An 18,957-nucleotide genomic window follows, 5' to 3' on the forward strand; every position below is an offset into this window, starting at 1 on the left:
TCAGGTGGGATCGGACTTTTCTTCCTCGAAGCTCACCGCGACATCCGAATTGGCCGACAGCCAAACTTTCTCGCCCTCAACCTCGGCTACCAGGCTCAAGGGAATATAGTGGTGATGCCCTCTGTGGGAGCCCTGACCGCTGTCAGCCTTGGTCAGCTTGATCCGCTTCCCCTCGATCTCTTCGACAGTGCCGACATGTACGCCGTCGGCACCGACGACTTCCATATGCCCGCGAATTTTGCTCGTGTCGGTCATGGTGATCCTCCGCTGAAGCTGCCGACAATAACAATCGACGGCCAGATTGGATGCATCGCGGCTGTACGGCACGTCCTGTTCATCATGACATGATAGGCATGATCCAATCCTGCCGGCTGGAGCGACAAGTCCATGCGAATTCCCGTTCTGATTTGCACATGGCTGCTCGCGCAGCTCGCCACCGTCGCCACGGCCGGCGCAGGCGACGTCGCCGAGCTGGAAATCCTTGGCTTCAGCAAGGATGGCGGCGTCTTTGCCTTCGAGGAATATGGCGTGCAGGACGGGTCCGGATATCCCTACGCCAGCCGCTATTACATCGACACCGCCACCGACTCATTCCTCAAGGGAACGCCGATCCGGGTTCGTCTCGACGACGAGGCGGCAACGCTCGATGCGGCGCGGCTGCAGGCCCGCCAGAAAGGCGAGGCCATCGTCAGCCAGGCCGAGCTGGCGGCCAGTCGCGGCATCACGGCCGGTTTCAGCCCGGTGACCGAGCTTTCCAGCGATCCGTTCCGCATGGTGGTCAATCCGCGCCCGATCTTTTCTCCGGTCGACGATCCGCTCGAGTTCCGCTTGGACGAAATCCCGATGAACGACACCGAAGGTTGCCAGAGCCAGGGCGAGATCAACGGCTTTCGCCTGCTGCGCATTGTGGCCAAGGATGGCGGCAAGACCGAACTTCTGCACGAAGACAAGTCGATCCCCAAAAGTCGCGGCTGTCCGAACGGCTACCGGATCGGCGCGGTGCAGACGTTCTCGATGCAGGGGTTGAGCGCCTATGCCGTGCTGATCGCGGTTCGGCAATACGGCTTCGAGGGGCCGGATTTCCGCTGGATCGCCGTGACAGGCCGCCTGTGACACCGATTTCGCAACCCACGGCTCGCGGTCGCAACGGCAACCATTTCCGGGCCGCCCTGCCCCCGCTCGCACCGCGTTTGTCGGCGCCCTGCTCTGGGGTCTGACGATGGGCGCCAGCGCGCTCGTCAATCTCCACCTCTATGACTGGGCAACGCCGGCAAAGATCCGCTTCGTCACGCTGCTCTATGCCGCCGGTGGCGCGCTCGCCTTCCCGGTCGGCCTGTTCCTGGCGCGCCTCGTATCGCGCGGGCGGCACTGGGAGGTCGCGTTCGCTGCCGCTTTCGTTGCGCTGCTGGCCGCGACGCTCGCCTTCACCGGCGCCCTGTTCGCGCTGCAATACCGCTCCTACTATGCCGAATGGCATGCGCCGGCCTTCACGATCCGGTGGGCGTTCGAATTCGTGTTCACGGTGCTGACCGCGCTGTACCAGTTCGTCGTGCTCGGCGTCCGGCTCTATTTTCCATCAGGATTCATCGGGCTCGCCGCCGCCAGCATCTGGTTTGCGCGGCAGCGGCGTTGAGCATTCTGTCCGCCTCTGTTAGGAGGCGGACATCAAGCTTCCCGAAGTCAGGACCGATTGATGATCCCTCGCTATTCCCGGCCGGAAATGGTCGCCATCTGGTCGCCAGAGACCCGTTTCCGCATCTGGTTCGAGATCGAGGCGCATGCCTGCGATGCGCTGGCCGAGCTCGGCGTCATCCCCAAGGAGGCGGCAAATGCCATCTGGGAAAAAGGCGGCGCCGCGAAATTCGACGTCGACAGGATCGACGAGATCGAGCGCGTCACCAAGCATGACGTGATCGCCTTCCTCACCCATCTCGCCGAATTCGTTGGGCCTGATGCCCGTTTTATCCATCAGGGCATGACCTCGTCCGACGTGCTCGACACCTGCCTTGCCGTGCAGTTCACCCGCGCCAGCGACATCTTGCTCGCCGACATCGACGCGCTGCTCGCGGCGCTCAAGCGCCGCGCCTTCGAACACAAGGACACCGTCACCATTGGCCGCAGCCACGGCATCCATGCCGAGCCGACCACGTTCGGCGTCAAGCTGGCGCAGGCCTATGCCGAGTTCTCGCGCTGCCGCGAGCGGCTGGTGCACGCGCGGGAAGACATCGCGACCTGCGCCATCTCGGGCGCGGTCGGCACCTTCGCCAACATCGAGCCCTATGTCGAAGAGCATGTGGCGAAGAAGCTCGGGCTGAAGCCGGAGCCGGTCTCGACGCAGGTGATCCCGCGCGACCGCCACGCCATGTTTTTCGCCACGCTCGGCGTCATCGCCTCGTCGGTGGAGCGGCTGGCGATCGAAATCCGCCACCTGCAGCGCACTGAGGTGCTGGAAGCGGAAGAGTATTTCTCGCCGGGGCAGAAGGGCTCGTCGGCGATGCCGCACAAGCGCAATCCGGTGCTGACCGAAAACCTCACCGGCCTTGCCCGCATGGTGCGCTCCTTCGCCATGCCGGCGATGGAGAACGTGGCGCTCTGGCACGAGCGCGATATCTCTCACTCCTCGGTGGAACGCATGATCGGACCGGACGCCACCGTGACGCTGGATTTCGCGTTGTCGCGGCTCACCGGCGTCGTCGACAAGCTGCTCGTCTATCCCGACAACATGCTCAAGAACATGAACAAGTTCCGCGGCCTTGTGCATTCGCAGCGCATGCTTCTCGCGCTGACGCAGGCCGGCGTGTCACGCGAGGACGCCTACCGGCTGGTGCAACGCAACGCCATGAAGGTATGGGAACAAGGCGCTGATTTCCTTGATGAACTTCTTGCCGACAAGGAAGTGACGGCGGCATTGCCGGAAGCCGAAATCCGTGAGAAATTCGACCTCGGCTACCACACCAAGCATGTCGACACGATCTTCAAGCGGGTGTTTGGGGAGGCCTAACCTTTCCTTCTCCCCGTTCACGCGGAGAAGGTGCCCGAAGGGCGGATGAGGGGCGGCGCCGACTTCGGCGATGACTGTACTCGCCACGTCCAGGTCCGGGGGAGACAAACTCGCAAAACTGGCGCTGCCCCTCATTGCCCTGCCGGGCATTTCTCCCCGTATAGTGACGGGGAGAAAAAGAGCCGTGCCGACATCCAATCAAGCCTTGCCCGGCACCGTCCTGATCACCGTGCCCCACGGATCCTCGCGGGTCGTCTCGCCGGTCACATTGTCCGAGCGCATTTCGACCCACGCTAGGCCCGAACGTGCCGGATCGCGGCGGCCGGCGCCGGCGCTGCGCCAGGCATTGGCGCCAATGTGGTGGTGGTAGCCACCCGACGACAGGAACACCGCCTGGCCGCCATATCTCGCCACCGTGTCGAAGCCGAACTGGTCATGCCAAAAGGCCTCAGCGTCCTCCGGCCGGCCGACGCGCAGATGGACGTGGCCGACGATGGTGTTTTCCGGCGCGCCCTGCCAGCCGGCGTCATCGGCCGGCACACAGGCGACGACAGCCGGAAGGTTCAGACGCTCGGTCGCCATGGCGATCTTGTCGCCGATCCACTTCCAGTCCTGCGGACGGCGATCAGAATAGATTTCGATGCCGTTGCCCTCGGGATCGGTCATATAGAGGGCCTCGCTGACCAGATGGTCCGACGCGCCCTCGATGGCGATCCTGTTGGCGGCGGCATGATTGATCCAGCGGCCGAGATCGGCACGGCTGGGCAGCAGGAAGGCGGTGTGGAACAGGCCGGCGCTGCGCGGATCGTCGGGCTTTGCCGCGGCGTCGGGCTCGATGACCAGCAGGGGCCGGTTGGCGGCGCCGAGCGTGATCACGCCATCGGCGCGGCTCAGTTCCTGCAGACCGACAACGGCGCGGTAATAGCCGGCGAGGCTTTCGGCATCGCGCGCCCTCAGGCCGACGCGCGACACGCTGACCGGCGTGGTCGCGGCAAAAGGCAGTTCACTCATCATCGTCTCCGTTCGGGCGCTCGACGAAACTCCCAAAGCCAGAAGCTACGCGCCGCCGATCATCCTACGTCGTGTCAGCCCCAAAATCCCGGCCCTTCACGACTATGTTGTCCTCGCGACAGATCGTCGATCGCGATCGTTCACACAAGAGAGCAAGGAGCGAACATGGTGTTCACTGAATTGATGGTGAACGTCGTTCGGCACGGTTGCGCGAAAGGGCGGCGCTCGCTACATGCGCGCCATGAAAGTCAAGGACGCAGATATCCTCATCGTGCCGGGCTACACCAATTCCGGCCCCGAACACTGGCAGACCCGCTGGCAATCGAAACTGTCGACGGCGCGCCGGGTCGAGCAGGCCGAATGGTCGAAGCCGGTGCGCGAGGACTGGACCGCGAATGTGGCCAGGGCCGTCAACGAGGCCGAGCGGCCGGTGGTGCTCGTCGCCCACTCGCTCGGCGTGGCGGCGGCGGTGCAGGCCATTCCGAAGTTCCAAAGGCCGGTGGCCGGCGCCTTCTTCGTGGCGCCGCCCGACGTCGCCAATCCGGAGATCAGGCCGCGGCACCTGATGACCTTCGGACCCTATTCGCGCGAGCCGCTGCCCTTTCCCTCGATCGTGATCGCCAGCCGCAACGACCCGTTCTGCGCCTTCGACGTCGCGGAAGACATTGCCGGCGCCTGGGGCTCGCTGTTCATCGATGCCGGCGATGCCGGTCACCTTAATGCGGATTCCGGCTTCGGGCCGTGGCCCGAGGGCTCGATGACCTTTGCCAAGTTCCTGACGGAATTGAGGGAACCCTGAGGCGCAGCCGCCCGGTGGCGCTCAGGACCCGATGGAATCGCGCATGCTCTCCAGCAGCGTCTTGGCGCCCAGCGAAATCAGCGTGTGGTCCGAGCCCATGGCGAGCAGCCGGTAGCCCATCGCCACGACACGGCCGGCGACAGCCGGCTCGATGACATAGATCGCGGCATGCTTGCCGGCCTTGCGCGTGCGCTCGGCGATCGAGGCAACCGTCTCCATCATGCTTTCCAGCGTCGAATTGACGGTGGTGCCATTCGACCAGGCAATCGAGAAATCCGAGGGGCCGACAAAGATGCCGTCGATGCCGGGTGTGTCGAGAATGCCGTCCAGCGCCTCGAACGCCGCGCGCGTCTCGACCATCGCAAACGCCATGGTGCGCTGGTTGGTGTCGCGCAGCCATTCGGCGTGGTCGCCCTTGCCGTGGCGCGGAAAGGCGTAGGTCGGGCCCCAGGAGCGCTCGCCCACGGGCGGGTATTTCATGGCGGCGGCGAACAGCCTGGCGTCGGCGACCGAATTGACCATCGGAGCGATCACCGCCTCTGCGCCGAAATCGAGCGCGCGGCTCGCCATGTCGAAGCGGCCGACCGGAATGCGCACCAGCGCCGGCTTGTTGGCGGCCAGGACTGGCACCAGGCCGCGCAGCACGCTGTCCTCGTGATGGCCGCCATGCTGCATATCGAGGGTGACGGCGTCAAAACCCTGCTTGGCGATGATCTCGACCGTCAGCGCATCCGGCACTCCGGACCATGCGGTGAACAGTGTTTCGTCAGCAGCCAGGCGGGACTTGAGCGACATTTGAACTTTCCTTGTTAACAATCCGCAGTTTCAGCCGGAAACCGCGGCAAAGGCAAAGAAAAACCGCCCGGCTTGGCCGGGCGGTCGATTGGTCCAGTTAGAGCATGATGCCGAAAAGCGTGAAGCGGTTTTCGGGCGACGTCATGCTCATATTGGATCAGGTGTTCTTGATCTGCTCGATCGCCTCGGCCATCAGTTCGTCCATGGTACGACGGATCTGATGGTCCGACTGGTTGACACCGGCCTCGTCGAAATCCTTGCGAATCTTGCGGAAGACGTCGTGGTCGCCGGCTTCCTCGATGTCGGCGACGACCACCTGCTTGGCATAGGCCTCGGCGTCAGTGCCGGACTTGCCGAGCTTTTCGGCCGCCCACAGGCCAAGCGCCTTGTTGCGGCGGGCGGAGGCCTTGAAGCGAAGCTCCTCGTCGAAGACGAATTTGCGCTCGAAGCCCTCTTCTCGGTCTTTCATGCTGCTCATGGCATCCCTCCGGTCAAATCCGATTCGCTTAGGCGTAAATCATGTGTGTTCCCGAAGCACAAACCAAAAGGCCGCGGGCCGGTCAATATGCTACATCACTTGCTGCGCTGCGGCATTTCATTCCCGAAAGCGGTTAATTCGAAGGATTTGCCGATTGAGCAAACCATGTGATTGGGATAGACACCGGCATTGAACACCGCCGTTGCCATACTAATTTAGGCAGACGGACAGGAACTGGGCGCTTGCCGCCTGCCCGGAAATCCAGAGAAAAAATCAAATGAAAAATCGCCGCCGCATTTATGAAGGCAAGGCCAAGATCCTCTATGAAGGACCTGAGCCGGGGACGCTGATCCAGTTTTTCAAGGACGACGCTACCGCCTTCAACAAGAAGAAGCACGAAGTGGTCGATGGCAAGGGCGTGCTCAACAACCGCATTTCCGAGCATATTTTCAACCATTTGAACCGCATGGGCATTCCGACCCATTTCATCCGGCGGCTCAACATGCGCGAGCAGCTGATCAAGGAAGTCGAGATCATTCCGCTTGAAGTCGTAGTGCGCAACGTCGCCGCCGGCTCGCTGTCGAAGCGCCTCGGCATCGAGGAAGGCACGGTGCTGCCGCGCTCGATCATCGAATTCTACTACAAGGCCGACGCGCTCGACGACCCGATGGTGTCGGAAGAGCACATCACCGCTTTTGGCTGGGCGAGCCCGCAGGAGATCGACGACGTCATGGCGCTGGCCATCCGCGTCAACGACTTCCTCTCCGGCCTGTTCATGGGCGTCGGCATCCAACTCGTCGATTTCAAAATCGAGTGCGGCCGCCTGTTCGAGGGCGACATGATGCGCATCGTCGTCGCCGACGAGATTTCGCCGGATTCCTGCCGGCTGTGGGACGTGAACACGCAGGACAAGCTCGACAAGGACCGTTTCCGCCGCGATATGGGCGGACTGGTCGAAGCCTATCAGGAAGTCGCCCGCCGCCTCGGCATCATGAACGAGAACGAGCCACCGCGCCCAACTGGACCGGTGCTCGTCGCCTCCACCGAGCCGCCCAAGGGCTTGAAGCACTAACTGCCAGACCGGACTTGCCTGTGGCGGCGAAACCGGCGCAAGCCGCACTGATTTCTCAGGAGTATCGATGAAAGCCCGTATCACCGTCACCCTCAAGAATGGCGTTCTCGACCCGCAGGGCAAGGCGATCGAGCATGCGCTGTCCGGGCTGGGCTTTGATGGGGTCGGATCGGTGCGCCAGGGCAAGGTGTTCGACGTCGAGCTTGCGGGGACCGACAAGGCCAAGGCCGAAGCCGACCTCAAGGCCATGTGCGACAAGCTTCTGGCGAACACCGTTATCGAGAACTACGCGGTGGAGATCGCCTAGATGAAATCAGCCGTCGTCCTCCTGCCTGGCCTCAACCGCGACCGCGACATGATCGCAGCGCTGACCAAGATTTCCGGACAGGCGCCGGCCACCGTCTGGCAGACCGACACCGAAATCCCCGATGTCGACCTGATCGCCATCCCGGGTGGCTTCTCCTTCGGCGACTATCTGCGCTGCGGGGCGATCGCGGCGCGCATGCCGGTGATGCGAGCGGTGGCCGAAAAGGCGGCCAAGGGCGTCATGGTAATCGGCGTCTGCAACGGCTTCCAGATCCTGGTCGAGGCCGGCCTGCTGCCCGGCGCGCTGATGCGCAATGCTTCGCTGAAATTCGTCTGCCGGCAGGTGAAGCTCGAAATCGCCAACGCCAACACCATGTTCACCCGTCGCTATCAGCCCGGCCAGATCATCCGCTCGCCGGTGGCGCATCACGACGGCAACTATTTCGCCGACGCTGAGACGCTCGCCCGCCTCGAGGGCGAGGGACAGGTGGTGTTCCGCTACGCCGACGGCACCAATCCGAACGGCTCGATCAACGATATTGCCGGCATCATCAGCGAAAAGGGCAATGTGCTTGGCCTGATGCCGCATCCGGAAAACCTGATCGAGGCGGCGCATGGCGGCAACGACGGCCGGGCGCTGTTCGAAGGTGCCCTCGGCATCGCCGCTTGATTATCTCCTAGGACATTGCTTTCAGAACGCGGGGGCGGCCTGACCATGAGACTGACGATTGCTCGCCTTGCTCTCCTGGCTGCCGCCGTGCTTGCGCTCGCCGCCTGCCAGTCGAGCCCGAAGAGCGCGCCGCCGCCCTCGGGCAAGAGCGCCTCGCTGCTCGCCATGGAACAGGTGGCGATCGCGGCGCATAAATGCTGGATCGCCAGCAAGGATCCGGCCTTCAAGCCCTACCAGATGGCCAATGAGCTGAATTCGTTCAGCGGCACGCCGCGCTTCCTGCTGGTGCCGGCCAAGCATTATGGCGGCAAGCCGCTCCTGGTGGTGCAGGCGCAAGGCAATTCCAGCCGCATCGACGTCTTCGGCCCGCTGATGGCGGACCCGCTCGGTGCGCGCATCGGCTCCGACATCGCCCGTTGGCAGGCGGGCAATCCGTCCTGCGCTGCGGCCGCCTGAGGCCATGGGCCGTTTCCTGCAGAGAGCGGGACTGGCCGTCGGCCTGATCGGACTTGTCCTGCAGGCATGCATCACCATCCCGGCCTCGATGGAAGCCGGCCGCAGCTTCCTCGGCTCGGTCGTTTTCCTGTTCAGCTTCTTCACCATCCTGACCAATATCGGGGCGGTGCTGGTGCACACGTCGCTGCTGTCGCCGTCAGGCTATGCGTGGTTCCCGGCCTTTGCCGGATCGCGGTTGCGGGCGGGCGTGGCGGCGGCGATCGGCCTCGTCTTCATCGTCTATGCGACGGTGCTGGCGCGACTGTGGCAGCCGCAAGGCCTGTTCCTGCTCTGCGATATCCTGCTGCACTATGTGACGCCGGCGCTGTTCGTGCTGTGGTGGCTTGTCGCCGGCGCCGACGGCACCGCGCGCTGGCGCGACATCTCCTGGTGGATGGTCTACCCGCTCGCCTATCTGGCCTATGTGCTGCTGCGGGCGCCGATCGCCGGCGAAGTCCCCTACCCGTTTCTCAGCGTGGAGAAGAACGGCGCGGCCAGCGTCGCTGTTTCGGCGCTGGCCACAACCGGACTGTTTCTGCTGCTGTGCGTCATCGCCGTCTTCGCCGATCATTGGGTTGCCCGGCTGCGGAAATAGTGTTCGGCGCCATCCGAATCCTTCGACGGCGTGAACTCAATCCCAGAACGGCCGGAGGCCTTCGCGATGCGCATCGCAGCGCGAGACGCCGATATCCTTGAGCTGCTCGTCCGTCATCTCCAGCAAGGCCAAGCGGCCGCGGCGGCGGTCCAGCATCCGGTCAATCTGCCTCATGACGGAGCCGAGCACAAATACGAGGCGGTCCACGAAGCCATTGCGAGCCCGTGACTTCGTGCGCCCATCCAATCCGGTGCCGATGTAATGAATTGTGTCGGTTGTATCCATCTTCGTTCTACCTTGTCTCGATTGTATCCTATCAATCGCAGACTTCATATGGATTGACTCATCGTGCGGCACAATATAGAAAATTGTCACCATGACAAATTGGCTTCCAGACCTCTCTTCCGGCTCAGGCCCGCTGTATCAGCGTCTTGCTGACAGCATTGAATCAGACATCGACAAGGGCGTCATTGATGCCGGTGCAAAACTGCCGCCGCAGCGTGACCTCGCTTATGACATCGGCGCCACCGTCGGTACGGTCGGCCGCGCCTACCAGTTGCTGCGCGAACGCGGCCTGGTCAGCGGCGAGGTCGGGCGCGGAACATATGTACTTGCGCAGCGCGCCGAGAACCCGAAGGTCGAGCTGGAGCTTGCCGCGCAAGGAACGCGCCCCATCGATGCACCAAGCGGCAAGCTGCGCTTCGACAGCACCGCAGCGCCTGATGTCGGTCAAGGCGCAATCATTGCCGAAATTCTGGCCCGCACGGCAGAGGACCATCCCCACGACATTTCGAGCTACACGAGGGATTTTCCCGAGCGCTGGTACGAGGCGGGAAGCCGCTGGCTGTCGCGCAATTCCTTCCGCCCTTCGCCCGATTCAATCGTGCCGACGCTTGGCACTCATGCGGCGGTGATGGCAGCGATCGCGGCGCTCACCATGCCTGGCGACTACGTCGTCTTTGAGCATCTCACCTATTCGCAGATTTCGCGCAGCGCCGGCCTGATCGGCCGCCGAACGGCACTGGTTGCGACCGACAACGAAGGCGTCGACCCCGAGGATTTCGAACGCGTCTGCGCGCAGAAGCATCCCAAGGTGATGTTCCTGATGCCCACCGCGAAGAACCCGACCTTGGTGACGATGCCAGCGGAGCGGCGGCAGGCGATCGCGCAGATCGCGCGTGAATACAATGTGGCGCTAATCGAGGACGATCTTTATGGCGATCTGACCGACGATCCAACGCCGTTGCTGGCCGAATATGCCCCGAGCGCACAATTGTCGCCGGAGGCCTGTCGAAATCGGTTGCCGCCGGCGTACGCGGCGGCTGGCTTTCCTGCCCGCCAGCCTATCGCCATCGCATCCGCGTCGCGCACAAGATGATGACCGGCGGCCTGCCCTTCCTGCTGGCCGAGGTCGGCACCAGGCTGGTGATGTCCGGCCAGGCTGGCGATATCCGTAAGCATTGCATCGCCGAGATCCAGGCGCGCATCGCCATCGTGCGCGAGACGCTTGAAGGCTTCGACTTCGAGGCGAGAGACAATGTCCCCTTCGTCTGGTTGACCTTGCCGGACCCGTGGCTCTCCGGCACGTTCAAGAATGCCTGCCTGGCGCAGGGCGTGCTCATCGACGATGAGGACGAATTCAAGGCAGGCCGCTCCGAACAGGTCTTCCATGGCGTGCGTTTCGGCGTCTCACAACCGCGCCAGGATAAGGATGTCGCCGGTGGCGTCGCGGTGATCCGGCGCCTGCTCGATGAAGGCCGCGCCGGCTACGACAGTTTTTCCTGAGCTCGGCCACGCCTGATCCCGCAGCCTCCGCCACCTTGTGGCTTTCCGCCGTTTTTCGTCAATCTATGGGGTGTATCGGCCTCAAGCTTGCGATAAGAGGGGACTCGAATTCCCCTCTCCCACGGATACAAACCGCCGCCCATGACCATTTCCAATTCCGTGCCGATCACCCCGGAGCTCATTGCCGCGCACGGGCTGAAGCCCGACGAATATCAGCGCATCCTCGATCTGGTCGGACGTGAGCCAAGCTTTACCGAACTCGGTATCTTTTCGGCGATGTGGAACGAGCACTGCTCCTACAAATCCTCGAAGAAATGGCTGCGCACCCTGCCGACCAGCGGCCCGCAGGTGATCCAGGGACCGGGCGAGAATGCCGGCGTGGTCGACATCGGCGACGGCGACTGCGTCGTCTTCAAGATGGAGAGCCATAACCATCCCTCCTATATCGAGCCCTACCAGGGTGCTGCGACCGGCGTCGGCGGCATCCTGCGCGACGTCTTCACCATGGGCGCAAGGCCGGTGGCGGCGATGAACGCGCTGCGCTTCGGCGCGCCGGACCATCCGAAGACCAGGCATCTGGTGGCCGGCGTGGTGTCCGGCGTTGGCGGCTACGGCAATTCCTTCGGCGTGCCGACGGTCGGCGGCGAGGTCAATTTCGACCCGCGCTACAACGGCAATATCCTGGTCAACGCTTTCGCCGCGGGCCTTGCGAAGACGGATGCCATCTTCCTGTCCGAGGCCAAGGGCGTCGGCCTGCCGGTCGTCTATCTCGGCGCCAAGACCGGGCGCGACGGCGTCGGCGGCGCCACCATGGCCTCGGCCGAATTCGACGACAAGATCGAGGAGAAACGGCCGACCGTGCAGGTCGGCGATCCCTTCACAGAGAAATGCCTGCTGGAGGCCTGCCTCGAACTGATGGCCTCGGGCGCGGTCATCGCCATCCAGGACATGGGTGCCGCCGGCCTGACTTGCTCGGCCGTCGAGATGGGCGCCAAGGGCGATCTCGGCATCGAGCTCGACCTCGACAGGGTGCCGGTGCGCGAGGAGCGCATGAGCGCCTATGAGATGATGCTGTCTGAAAGCCAGGAGCGCATGCTGATGGTGCTGCGCCCCGAGAAAGAGAAAGAGGCCGAGGCGATCTTCCACAAATGGGGTCTCGACTTCGCCATCGTCGGCAAGACCACTGACGATCTGCGCTTCCGCGTTCTGCACCAGGGCGACGAGGTCGCCAATTTGCCGATCAAGGAACTCGGCGACCAGGCGCCTGAATATGATCGCCCCTGGGTCGAGCCGAAGAAGCCGGCGCCACTCGCGGTCGGGGACGCACCCAGGGCCGATGTCGCCGATGCGCTGCTCAAGCTGCTTGGCGGGCCGGACCTCTCCTCGCGCCGCTGGGTGTGGGAGCAGTATGATACGCTGATCCAGGGCAATTCGTTGCAGCTTCCCGGCGGCGATGCCGGCGTGGTGCGCGTCGAGGGCCATGCGTCCAAGGCGCTCGCCTTCTCCTCCGACGTGACGCCGCGCTATTGCGAGGCCGATCCCTATGAAGGCGGCAAGCAGGCGGTGGCCGAATGCTGGCGCAACCTGACCGCGACCGGCGCCCTGCCGCTTGCGGCCACCGACAACCTCAATTTCGGCAATCCGGAACGGCCGGAGATCATGGGCCAGCTGGTCGGCGCGGTGAAAGGCATCGGCGATGCCTGCCGCGCGCTCGGCTTCCCGATCGTCTCGGGCAATGTCTCGCTCTACAACGAAACCAACGGACGCGGCATCCTGCCGACACCGACGATCGGCGGCGTCGGGCTGATCGCCGACTGGTCGAAAATGGCGCGCGTCGGCTTTGCCGGCGAAGGCCAGATGATCGTGCTGGTCGGCGCGCCGGCGACGTGGGGCAGCCATCTCGGCCAGTCCGTCTTTATGCGCGACATCCATGGCCGCGGCGACGGCCCGCCGCCGCCTGTCGACCTCGAGCATGAAAAGCGCGTCGGTGATCACGTCCGCGCGCTGATCGCCTCCGGCATTGTCACCGCCGCGCATGACCTTTCCGACGGCGGCCTTGCCGTGGCGCTGGCCGAAATGGCCATGGCGTCGGGCATCGGCGCCACCATCCCTGGCCTTGTCGGGACCGATCCGATCCCGGTGTTCTTCGGCGAGGACCAGGGCCGCTACCTGTTGACGCTGTCGATCGACCCGCAAAGCAAGGAATGGGACGCCATTCGCGAGGAACAGGGCAAGCTCGGCATCTTCGCGCCCTGGATCGGCTCGACCGGCGGCCGCGACCTGAAACTCGGCGAGGCGCGGGCGATCCCGGTCAGCGAATTGACCGCCGCCCACGAATCCTGGTTTCCTCGCTTCATGGCAAACGAGGTTGTGGACCCATAATATTTTGGTCGGGATGGCGCCTTGTGCGCCTTTGGAAGTGGTGCATCCGCCATCCGGGCCATATCTATGAGATCAGTACCTGATAGGAAAACCCGCATGGCAATGGATGCCCACGACATCGAACGGCTGATCAAGGAAGGCATTCCGGACGCCAAGGTGACGATCCGCGACCTGGCCGGCGACGGCGACCATTACGCCGCCGAAGTGGTGGCCGAGAGTTTTCGCGGAAAAAGCCGCGTCCAGCAGCACCAGATGGTCTATGACGCGCTGAAGGGCAATATGGGCGGCGTTCTGCATGCGCTGGCCCTGCAGACCAGCGTCCCGGATTGAGGCAGCCGGACGGCTCCGCGTGGAACCTTTCATCGAAACGCTAACCGTTCCAGATCCTTGTTTTGACGGAGTTCCGGACGGAAAACCGTTTTCATACTTTCCTGGGATTGCTCAGATCTTCACCAGCATCGCCGTCAGGTACATGAAGCCGACGCCGGCGGCCAGGCCGGCCATCGCACTCGGAGCAAGCAGTGCCCGCGTGCCGTCGGCGCGCTGGCGAAGCTGCATCGACACGAGTTCAACGATCACCTGCAGGATTGCGCCGGCACCGACCGCCAGCGCCAGCGCCGACCATTGCGGCGCATAGGCGAGGCTGCCGATCCACAGGCCGATGACGGCGGGGCCGCCCGCCAGCAGCGTCAGCGCGGCGAAGGTCCTGAGTGGCGGGCGCTGCTTCAGGATCGGCGCGGCGATGCCGATGCCCTCGGTGATGTTGTGCAAGGTGAAACCGAGCACCAGGAAGGTGCCCAGCCCCGCCGCGCCCGACGCGAAGGCGGCGCCGATCGCCAGTCCTTCGCCGAGATTGTGCAGGCCGATGCCGAGCGCGATGAAGGTGGCGAGCGCCAGGCCGGTCGGCGCGCCGCTCCGCCGGCCCGCCGCCATCAGCGGCAGGAAACTCGCGGTGGCGGCAAGCACGATCATCGTCGGCCCCTGGAACAGGGCTGCAGCTTCGCTAGCCAGTTCGAAGGCGTCCTCCAGCGCATCGACGAAAAGGAAGGCGAGCAAGCCGACAGTCAGCGACAGGAGGAAGTCCATGCCGCTGCGTCCGACGCCGCGAAGCGCGGGGTAGAACATCAGACCGATCGCCACAGGCAGGATGCCGACAAAGGCGCCGAGCACCGCCTGCGCGACAAGGCTCAGCGAGTCACGGGTCGGCGTTGGCACAGCCACCGCGATCTCATGTCCGAATGTCGTCCCGGTGCTGGTCACGACATTGATAGCATGCGCCTCCCCCAACACCCAGGGATATGGCAGGTTGATCCATGCCGTCGAGCCGCGCGCGATCGGGCCCGGCGGGTCCTGCGTGAATTGCCAGTAGGCGTCGTCGACCTGGACCTGCGCGATCGTCATCGGTTCCGATCCGCCGGCACGGACAAGGACGCGAATGCCATCGGTGCCAAGGATCGTCCGCTCGAAGGTGATGTTCTCGACCGGTGGCGCGCCATTGCGGAAGCTCGACAGCGGATCGGAAGACAGCAGCCAGGCGATGGCTATCGCCAGGACGGTCAAAGGCAGCCCGATCCAGAGCAGATTGACCCGAGTTGGGCGCGCGGCACGCGTATTGGGCTGGCTCGTATCGGTCACGACAGAGCCTCCACGACATCGAACATGCCGGACCAGCCGAGCTCGGTGAACTCGGACTGGTGAGGATGGAACATATAGAGGCCCGGCTCGTGCTCGCGGAAATGGAACTCGAGAATGCCGCGCTCGGCCTGGCACTGGGTGATCAGGTCGACGGTCTTCAGCGTCGGCGTGAGCGTCGTACCCTGATTGTAATAGTCGAAGAAATTGGCGTGCAGGTGGAAGGAGTTGATCGGATCGAACTCGACGACATTGACGAGGTAGATGCGGACGGGCTTGTCCTTCAGCACCCGGATCGGCTTCTTCGCATAGGCGTGGGCGACCGTGTTGACGGCATAGACCTCGTTCTCGTTGTCGAAGTTGGTGTCGAAGGCGTTCATGACCATCACGAATTCCTGCCAGTTTGCATTCTCGGGCGAGCCGAGCAGGCGTGAGCGGGCGACCGCCTCGTGCTCCGGATGCCGGGCAGGGTCGGGATCGATGACGAAGGCACCGTACATGCCCTTCTGGATATGCCGCTTCAGCGGCAGCGCGTGGCAGTGGTAGAGGTGACAGCCGAACGGCCTGGCATCGAACTCGTAGACGAACTCCTCGCCCGGCCCGACCAGGCCGGCACCCGGGACGCCGTCCATGCGCGCGGCGTGGATGCCGTGGAAATGCATCGAATGCGGATGCGAGCCTTGGTTGCGGAAGACGATCCGCAGGCGTTCGCCTTCGGTCGCCCGCAGCGACGGGCCCGGCACGCGGCCATTGTAGGTCCAGGCCGGGAACATGATGCCGGGCGCAATCTCGATCTCCTTGTCTTCCGCCGTGACTTCGAAGGTGCGAAGCGTGCGCCCGTCCGGCAGCGTCGACACCGTACCGGTCTCCCATTCGTTGACCAGCTTGACCGGGTCGAAGCCGTTTCGGGTGTCGTCGACCTCACCGACCGTCATCATCGCTCCATGAGCGGACAAATGCGCCGGCTGGTTTTCGGCAGCCGCAACCGCCGGCATCTCGTGACCGACATGGCTTGTCTGCCCGCGCGCCGCGCTTGCCACCACCGCTGTGCCGCCGGCAGCCGCGAGGCCGCCGGCCAGAAGCAGCCTTCGATCGAGCTTTCGCCCCAGCAAGGATTTCGTCCCGCTCATGCCTGCATCCTCCAGATCGCGGCGAGCATAGCGGATGCTTTAAGATTTAGCTATAGCTATATTCTGTTGGCACGGATTTGGCAGACGCGGCAACGCAGGCTATCGCAAGAGGCTACTGCGCCGCCGCCCTCTTGGCCGACACTGCGATGATGGGACCCGCGGGATACTTCCCGCCGACGATCATCCTGCCGCCATCCGACAGCGCCGAGACCACACCATCGAGGAACAGCGCATTGGGACAGGACAACGCGTCGCGGAACAGCCGCGCGAAGCTGCCAAGGCTGACTTCCGACCGCGAGATCGCCAGCACGACGGTATCGCCATCGCGCACGCCAACCCCGTTGCGGACATAGCGCGAGGTTCCATTCTGGTCGAAGCGCGGATGCAGCGCGCCATCGATCACCAGCATCGGGCCCGACTGCGTGGCGAAGACCGCATCGGGCTTGGCGGCGGCATAGGCGCTGCTTTCCATGACCGCGGCCTTGCCGTCCCTGCCAATCAGGAACACGCCGTTCGGCTTCAGGAAGAAATTGCCCTCGGCATCCGCAAGGTTGAGCGGCGCCTTTTCGTTGCCATCCTCGACAAGCAGGCCGACCGGCGTCAGGTCCTCGTGGTACATACCGCCATTCATGGCGAGCAGGACCGGCCGCCCCTGCCCCTTCATAGCCGTGTCGAACACCTCCAGCGAGCCGAACGGCTTGCCTTTAGCACCGGCATGGACGCCGATATCATAGGCGTTGAGATCGATCTCGCAGACGACATAGGGTACCGCCTCGAAGCTCAAATCCCGGCACGGAGCGGGCAGTCCGCCGATGACGAGCGGCGGGCGTTCCCGCGGCCTCAGCCAAAGGGCCGCGGCCAGGGCGACGAGCAGGACGCCGATCAGGATCGTCGCGAGATAGCGCTTTTTCATTACGCTCCGGGAGGATTGGCAGCCTAGGGGACTTGGTGCAGCGTCAGGCCATCTTTTGCGCCATTTCGGCGTCAGCAAGGCAAATACCTTGTTTCGGTCAACCTATGGGTTTATTTGATGGTTATGTTTCGAGCCTGACTCCCACAGGCGTGAAAGGATTATCCATGAGCGGTATCAACGACTACATCGACAGCGAAGTGAAGAGCAACGACGTGGTGCTCTTCATGAAGGGCACGCCCGGCTTTCCGCAGTGCGGCTTCTCCGGCCAGGTGGTTCAGATCCTCGACTATATCGGGGCCGACTACAAAGGCGTGAACGTGCTGACGTCGGCCGAGCTGCGCCAGGGCATCAAGGATTATTCCAACTGGCCGACTATCCCGCAGCTCTATGTCAAGGGCGAGTTCGTCGGCGGTTGCGACATCGTGCGCGAGATGTTCCAGGCGGGCGAACTGCAAACGTTCCTCGTCGAAAAGGGCGTCAGCGTCAAAGGCGCCGCCTGACTGAACGCGCCTGCCGGCACCTGACCGGCGGCGCTGCCTTCCGGGGCTGCCCCCACCTCGGCATTTGGTTCCCGATACTCGGGAACGAGACGGATGGATGCGCCGGTCAACCGGCGCAGGTTCGTTTGGAAAATCGGATCTTGCCGTGGAAAAGCAGGCAGTGGCGCAGCAATCGGCAAGCAACTTGCCCATTCCGCGCTGGGAATTCATCGCGCTCTGCGCGGCGCTGATGGCGCTCAACTCGCTCGCCATCGACATCATGCTGCCGGCGCTGCAGCAGATCGGCGCCTCGCTCGGCGTGATGAGCGAGAACCACCGCCAGTATGTCATCACCGCCTATATGCTCGGCTTCGGCGGCGGGCAGCTTTTCTTCGGGCCGATCTCGGATCGATTCGGGCGTCGCGCGCCGCTGGTCTTCGGCCTGATCGTCTATGTCGCCGCCGCGGCTGCAGCCGCCGTCGCGCCGAGTTTCGCCTTGTTGCTCACCTGCCGCCTCATACAAGGCTTCGGCGCCGCCGCGACCCGCGTCATCGCCGTCTCGATCGTGCGCGATACGTTCGAGGGGCGGCGCATGGCCGAAGTGATGTCCTTGATCTTCATGGTGTTCATGGCGATCCCGGTCGTCGCGCCTGGCATTGGCCAGTTCGTCATGTTGTTTGCAAGCTGGCACTGGATCTTCGTGACCATGGCCGTCGGGGCGTTGATCATATCGGCGTGGGCGGTGCTGCGCCTGCCGGAGACGCTGCATCCGGAATATCGCCGGCCATTGACGGTCAGCGCGGTCGTCGATGGTTTCCGCATCGTGCTCACCAACCGTCTCACGCTGTGCTATGCCTTCGCCAGCACCTTCATCTTCGCCGCCATGTTCGGCTTCATCAGTTCCGCGCAGCAGATCTATGTCGACATCTTCCATGTCGGCGAGCTGTTCCCGCTGATCTTCGCCGGCGTCGCCGGCGCGCTCGCTTTCTCGAATTACCTCAACTCGCGGCTGGTCGGACAGGTCGGCATGCGTCGACTGTCGCAAGGCGCGCTGCTTGTGTTCCTCTGCATCAGTCTTGCCTGGCTGGTCGTCTCGCTCGAAATGACCATGCCGCTCTGGCTCTTCATCACCTTATTTGCCGGCGCCATGGTGCCGTTCGGTGGCCTGGGCGCGAATTTCAACGCGCTCGCCATGGAGCCGCTCGGCGAACTCGCCGGGACTGCTGCATCCATCCTGGGCTTCATGCAGACCTTTCTCGGCGCCCTGATCGGAGCGGCGATCGGCCAGGCCTACAACGGCACGGTGACGCCGCTCGCCGCCGGCTTCTGCAGCGTGTCGGTCGCGGCGCTGCTGATGATCCTGATTGCCGAGCGCGGCAGGCTGTTCCAGCCGCATAACCCGCCGGTGTGAGCC

At 63.8% G+C, this 18,957-nt stretch carries 21 protein-coding genes and 1 pseudogene; 14 read left to right on the forward strand and 8 right to left on the reverse strand.

Annotated elements, in window-relative coordinates; genetic code table 11:
- Entirely contained in the window at window positions 1-255 is a 255-nt protein-coding gene (locus tag EJ073_RS05545) for a DUF2171 domain-containing protein (protein ID WP_126054827.1), read from the reverse strand.
- A 132-nt stretch (window positions 256-387) separates the two neighbouring features.
- Here EJ073_RS05545 and EJ073_RS05550 point away from each other — a divergent pair, with 132 nt between their 5' ends.
- From EJ073_RS05550 to purB, 3 genes are all read left to right on the forward strand, one after another.
- Window positions 388-1,113, forward strand: coding sequence for a DUF2259 domain-containing protein (locus tag EJ073_RS05550; RefSeq protein WP_126054828.1), 726 nt, complete (start codon window positions 388-390; stop codon window positions 1,111-1,113).
- A 106-nt stretch (window positions 1,114-1,219) separates the two neighbouring features.
- Entirely contained in the window at window positions 1,220-1,633 is a 414-nt protein-coding gene (locus EJ073_RS05555; protein ID WP_126054829.1) for a hypothetical protein, read from the forward strand.
- Between the two features lie 60 nt (window positions 1,634-1,693).
- The gene (gene purB, locus EJ073_RS05560) at window positions 1,694-3,001 is read left to right on the forward strand and encodes an adenylosuccinate lyase (RefSeq protein ID WP_126054830.1); all 1,308 of its coding nucleotides are present in this window, start codon (window positions 1,694-1,696) and stop codon (window positions 2,999-3,001) included.
- Window positions 3,002-3,199: 198 nt separating this feature from the next.
- On the opposite strand, the gene EJ073_RS05565 is transcribed toward purB, so the two are convergent.
- A complete protein-coding gene (locus EJ073_RS05565; RefSeq protein WP_126054831.1) occupies window positions 3,200-4,012 on the reverse strand; it encodes a VOC family protein in 813 nt (270 codons plus the stop codon).
- 241 nt (window positions 4,013-4,253) lie between these two features.
- On the opposite strand from EJ073_RS05565, the gene EJ073_RS05570 reads away from it, so the two are divergent.
- Entirely contained in the window at window positions 4,254-4,811 is a 558-nt protein-coding gene (locus tag EJ073_RS05570) for an alpha/beta hydrolase (RefSeq protein ID WP_126059084.1), read from the forward strand.
- A 21-nt stretch (window positions 4,812-4,832) separates the two neighbouring features.
- On the opposite strand, the gene EJ073_RS05575 is transcribed toward EJ073_RS05570, so the two are convergent.
- Together EJ073_RS05575 and EJ073_RS05580 are read right to left on the reverse strand one after the other, a co-directional pair.
- Window positions 4,833-5,606: an HpcH/HpaI aldolase/citrate lyase family protein gene (locus EJ073_RS05575; RefSeq protein WP_126054832.1), complete on the reverse strand. Its 774-nt coding sequence runs from the start codon at window positions 5,604-5,606 to the stop codon at window positions 4,833-4,835.
- A gap of 157 nt (window positions 5,607-5,763) precedes the next feature.
- Window positions 5,764-6,084 carry a DUF1476 domain-containing protein gene (locus tag EJ073_RS05580; protein ID WP_126054833.1) on the reverse strand — a complete coding sequence of 107 codons (321 nt, stop codon included), beginning with the start codon at window positions 6,082-6,084 and terminating at the stop codon, window positions 5,764-5,766.
- A gap of 277 nt (window positions 6,085-6,361) precedes the next feature.
- Here EJ073_RS05580 and purC point away from each other — a divergent pair, with 277 nt between their 5' ends.
- The 5 genes from purC to EJ073_RS05605 all read left to right on the forward strand — a co-directional run bounded on the left by purC (window position 6,362) and on the right by EJ073_RS05605 (window position 9,222).
- Window positions 6,362-7,156, forward strand: a complete 795-nt coding sequence (gene purC / locus EJ073_RS05585; protein WP_126054834.1) for a phosphoribosylaminoimidazolesuccinocarboxamide synthase — start codon at window positions 6,362-6,364, stop codon at window positions 7,154-7,156.
- A 67-nt stretch (window positions 7,157-7,223) separates the two neighbouring features.
- Window positions 7,224-7,463 (forward strand): phosphoribosylformylglycinamidine synthase subunit PurS, encoded by a 240-nt coding sequence (purS, locus tag EJ073_RS05590; RefSeq protein WP_126054835.1) that lies wholly within the window; start codon window positions 7,224-7,226, stop codon window positions 7,461-7,463.
- Window positions 7,464-8,132: a phosphoribosylformylglycinamidine synthase subunit PurQ gene (gene purQ, locus EJ073_RS05595; protein WP_126054836.1), complete on the forward strand. Its 669-nt coding sequence runs from the start codon at window positions 7,464-7,466 to the stop codon at window positions 8,130-8,132.
- Window positions 8,133-8,177: 45 nt separating this feature from the next.
- Complete coding sequence (locus EJ073_RS05600; protein WP_126054837.1) at window positions 8,178-8,588, forward strand: hypothetical protein; 411 nt, start codon at window positions 8,178-8,180, stop codon at window positions 8,586-8,588.
- A 4-nt stretch (window positions 8,589-8,592) separates the two neighbouring features.
- Window positions 8,593-9,222 (forward strand): Pr6Pr family membrane protein, encoded by a 630-nt coding sequence (locus EJ073_RS05605; RefSeq protein WP_126054838.1) that lies wholly within the window; start codon window positions 8,593-8,595, stop codon window positions 9,220-9,222.
- Between the two features lie 36 nt (window positions 9,223-9,258).
- On the opposite strand, the gene EJ073_RS05610 is transcribed toward EJ073_RS05605, so the two are convergent.
- Window positions 9,259-9,507, reverse strand: a complete 249-nt coding sequence (locus EJ073_RS05610) for a DUF1127 domain-containing protein (protein WP_126054839.1) — start codon at window positions 9,505-9,507, stop codon at window positions 9,259-9,261.
- A gap of 91 nt (window positions 9,508-9,598) precedes the next feature.
- Here EJ073_RS05610 and EJ073_RS05615 point away from each other — a divergent pair.
- The 3 genes and pseudogenes from EJ073_RS05615 to EJ073_RS05625 all read left to right on the forward strand — a co-directional run bounded on the left by EJ073_RS05615 (window position 9,599) and on the right by EJ073_RS05625 (window position 13,719).
- A pseudogene (locus EJ073_RS05615) lies at window positions 9,599-11,007 on the forward strand (PLP-dependent aminotransferase family protein).
- 141 nt (window positions 11,008-11,148) lie between these two features.
- Window positions 11,149-13,389: a phosphoribosylformylglycinamidine synthase subunit PurL gene (gene purL, locus EJ073_RS05620; RefSeq protein ID WP_126054840.1), complete on the forward strand. Its 2,241-nt coding sequence runs from the start codon at window positions 11,149-11,151 to the stop codon at window positions 13,387-13,389.
- A 96-nt stretch (window positions 13,390-13,485) separates the two neighbouring features.
- Complete coding sequence (locus EJ073_RS05625) at window positions 13,486-13,719, forward strand: BolA family transcriptional regulator (RefSeq protein WP_023674714.1); 234 nt, start codon at window positions 13,486-13,488, stop codon at window positions 13,717-13,719.
- A 111-nt stretch (window positions 13,720-13,830) separates the two neighbouring features.
- On the opposite strand, the gene EJ073_RS05630 is transcribed toward EJ073_RS05625, so the two are convergent.
- From EJ073_RS05630 to EJ073_RS05640, 3 genes are all read right to left on the reverse strand, one after another.
- Entirely contained in the window at window positions 13,831-15,024 is a 1,194-nt protein-coding gene (locus EJ073_RS05630) for a ZIP family metal transporter (RefSeq protein ID WP_126054841.1), read from the reverse strand.
- Window positions 15,021-16,151 (reverse strand): multicopper oxidase domain-containing protein, encoded by a 1,131-nt coding sequence (locus EJ073_RS05635; RefSeq protein WP_126054842.1) that lies wholly within the window; start codon window positions 16,149-16,151, stop codon window positions 15,021-15,023. Before EJ073_RS05635 ends, EJ073_RS05630 begins: the two co-directional genes overlap by 4 nt.
- A gap of 112 nt (window positions 16,152-16,263) precedes the next feature.
- Entirely contained in the window at window positions 16,264-17,064 is an 801-nt protein-coding gene (locus EJ073_RS05640; protein WP_126054843.1) for a phosphodiester glycosidase family protein, read from the reverse strand.
- Window positions 17,065-17,228: 164 nt separating this feature from the next.
- Here EJ073_RS05640 and grxD point away from each other — a divergent pair, with 164 nt between their 5' ends.
- Both grxD and EJ073_RS05650 read left to right on the forward strand, forming a co-directional pair.
- Window positions 17,229-17,564 (forward strand): Grx4 family monothiol glutaredoxin, encoded by a 336-nt coding sequence (gene grxD / locus EJ073_RS05645; RefSeq protein ID WP_126054844.1) that lies wholly within the window; start codon window positions 17,229-17,231, stop codon window positions 17,562-17,564.
- A 190-nt stretch (window positions 17,565-17,754) separates the two neighbouring features.
- Window positions 17,755-18,954, forward strand: coding sequence for a multidrug effflux MFS transporter (locus EJ073_RS05650; RefSeq protein WP_245455682.1), 1,200 nt, complete (start codon window positions 17,755-17,757; stop codon window positions 18,952-18,954).
- The last annotated feature ends 3 nt before the right edge of the window (window positions 18,955-18,957 follow it).

Source organism: Mesorhizobium sp. M4B.F.Ca.ET.058.02.1.1 (assembly GCF_003952505.1).
GTDB lineage: Bacteria > Pseudomonadota > Alphaproteobacteria > Rhizobiales > Rhizobiaceae > Mesorhizobium.

Excerpts from the sequence above, each read along its gene's own strand:
- EJ073_RS05565 (WP_126054831.1), bottom strand. The coding sequence starts at position 4,012 with ATGAGTGAACTGCCTTTTGCCGCGACCACGCCGGTCAGCGTGTCGCGC.
- EJ073_RS05545 (WP_126054827.1), bottom strand. The coding sequence starts at position 255 with ATGACCGACACGAGCAAAATTCGCGGGCATATGGAAGTCGTCGGTGCC.
- purS (WP_126054835.1), top strand. The coding sequence starts at position 7,224 with ATGAAAGCCCGTATCACCGTCACCCTCAAGAATGGCGTTCTCGACCCG.
- EJ073_RS05600 (WP_126054837.1), top strand. The coding sequence starts at position 8,178 with ATGAGACTGACGATTGCTCGCCTTGCTCTCCTGGCTGCCGCCGTGCTT.
- EJ073_RS05610 (WP_126054839.1), bottom strand. The coding sequence starts at position 9,507 with ATGGATACAACCGACACAATTCATTACATCGGCACCGGATTGGATGGG.
- EJ073_RS05555 (WP_126054829.1), top strand. The coding sequence starts at position 1,220 with ATGGGCGCCAGCGCGCTCGTCAATCTCCACCTCTATGACTGGGCAACG.
- EJ073_RS05580 (WP_126054833.1), bottom strand. The coding sequence starts at position 6,084 with ATGAGCAGCATGAAAGACCGAGAAGAGGGCTTCGAGCGCAAATTCGTC.
- purC (WP_126054834.1), top strand. The coding sequence starts at position 6,362 with ATGAAAAATCGCCGCCGCATTTATGAAGGCAAGGCCAAGATCCTCTAT.
- purB (WP_126054830.1), top strand. The coding sequence starts at position 1,694 with ATGATCCCTCGCTATTCCCGGCCGGAAATGGTCGCCATCTGGTCGCCA.
- grxD (WP_126054844.1), top strand. The coding sequence starts at position 17,229 with ATGAGCGGTATCAACGACTACATCGACAGCGAAGTGAAGAGCAACGAC.
- purL (WP_126054840.1), top strand. The coding sequence starts at position 11,149 with ATGACCATTTCCAATTCCGTGCCGATCACCCCGGAGCTCATTGCCGCG.
- EJ073_RS05640 (WP_126054843.1), bottom strand. The coding sequence starts at position 17,064 with ATGAAAAAGCGCTATCTCGCGACGATCCTGATCGGCGTCCTGCTCGTC.
- purQ (WP_126054836.1), top strand. The coding sequence starts at position 7,464 with ATGAAATCAGCCGTCGTCCTCCTGCCTGGCCTCAACCGCGACCGCGAC.
- EJ073_RS05605 (WP_126054838.1), top strand. The coding sequence starts at position 8,593 with ATGGGCCGTTTCCTGCAGAGAGCGGGACTGGCCGTCGGCCTGATCGGA.
- EJ073_RS05550 (WP_126054828.1), top strand. The coding sequence starts at position 388 with ATGCGAATTCCCGTTCTGATTTGCACATGGCTGCTCGCGCAGCTCGCC.
- EJ073_RS05625 (WP_023674714.1), top strand. The coding sequence starts at position 13,486 with ATGGCAATGGATGCCCACGACATCGAACGGCTGATCAAGGAAGGCATT.
- EJ073_RS05570 (WP_126059084.1), top strand. The coding sequence starts at position 4,254 with ATGAAAGTCAAGGACGCAGATATCCTCATCGTGCCGGGCTACACCAAT.
- EJ073_RS05635 (WP_126054842.1), bottom strand. The coding sequence starts at position 16,151 with ATGAGCGGGACGAAATCCTTGCTGGGGCGAAAGCTCGATCGAAGGCTG.
- EJ073_RS05575 (WP_126054832.1), bottom strand. The coding sequence starts at position 5,606 with ATGTCGCTCAAGTCCCGCCTGGCTGCTGACGAAACACTGTTCACCGCA.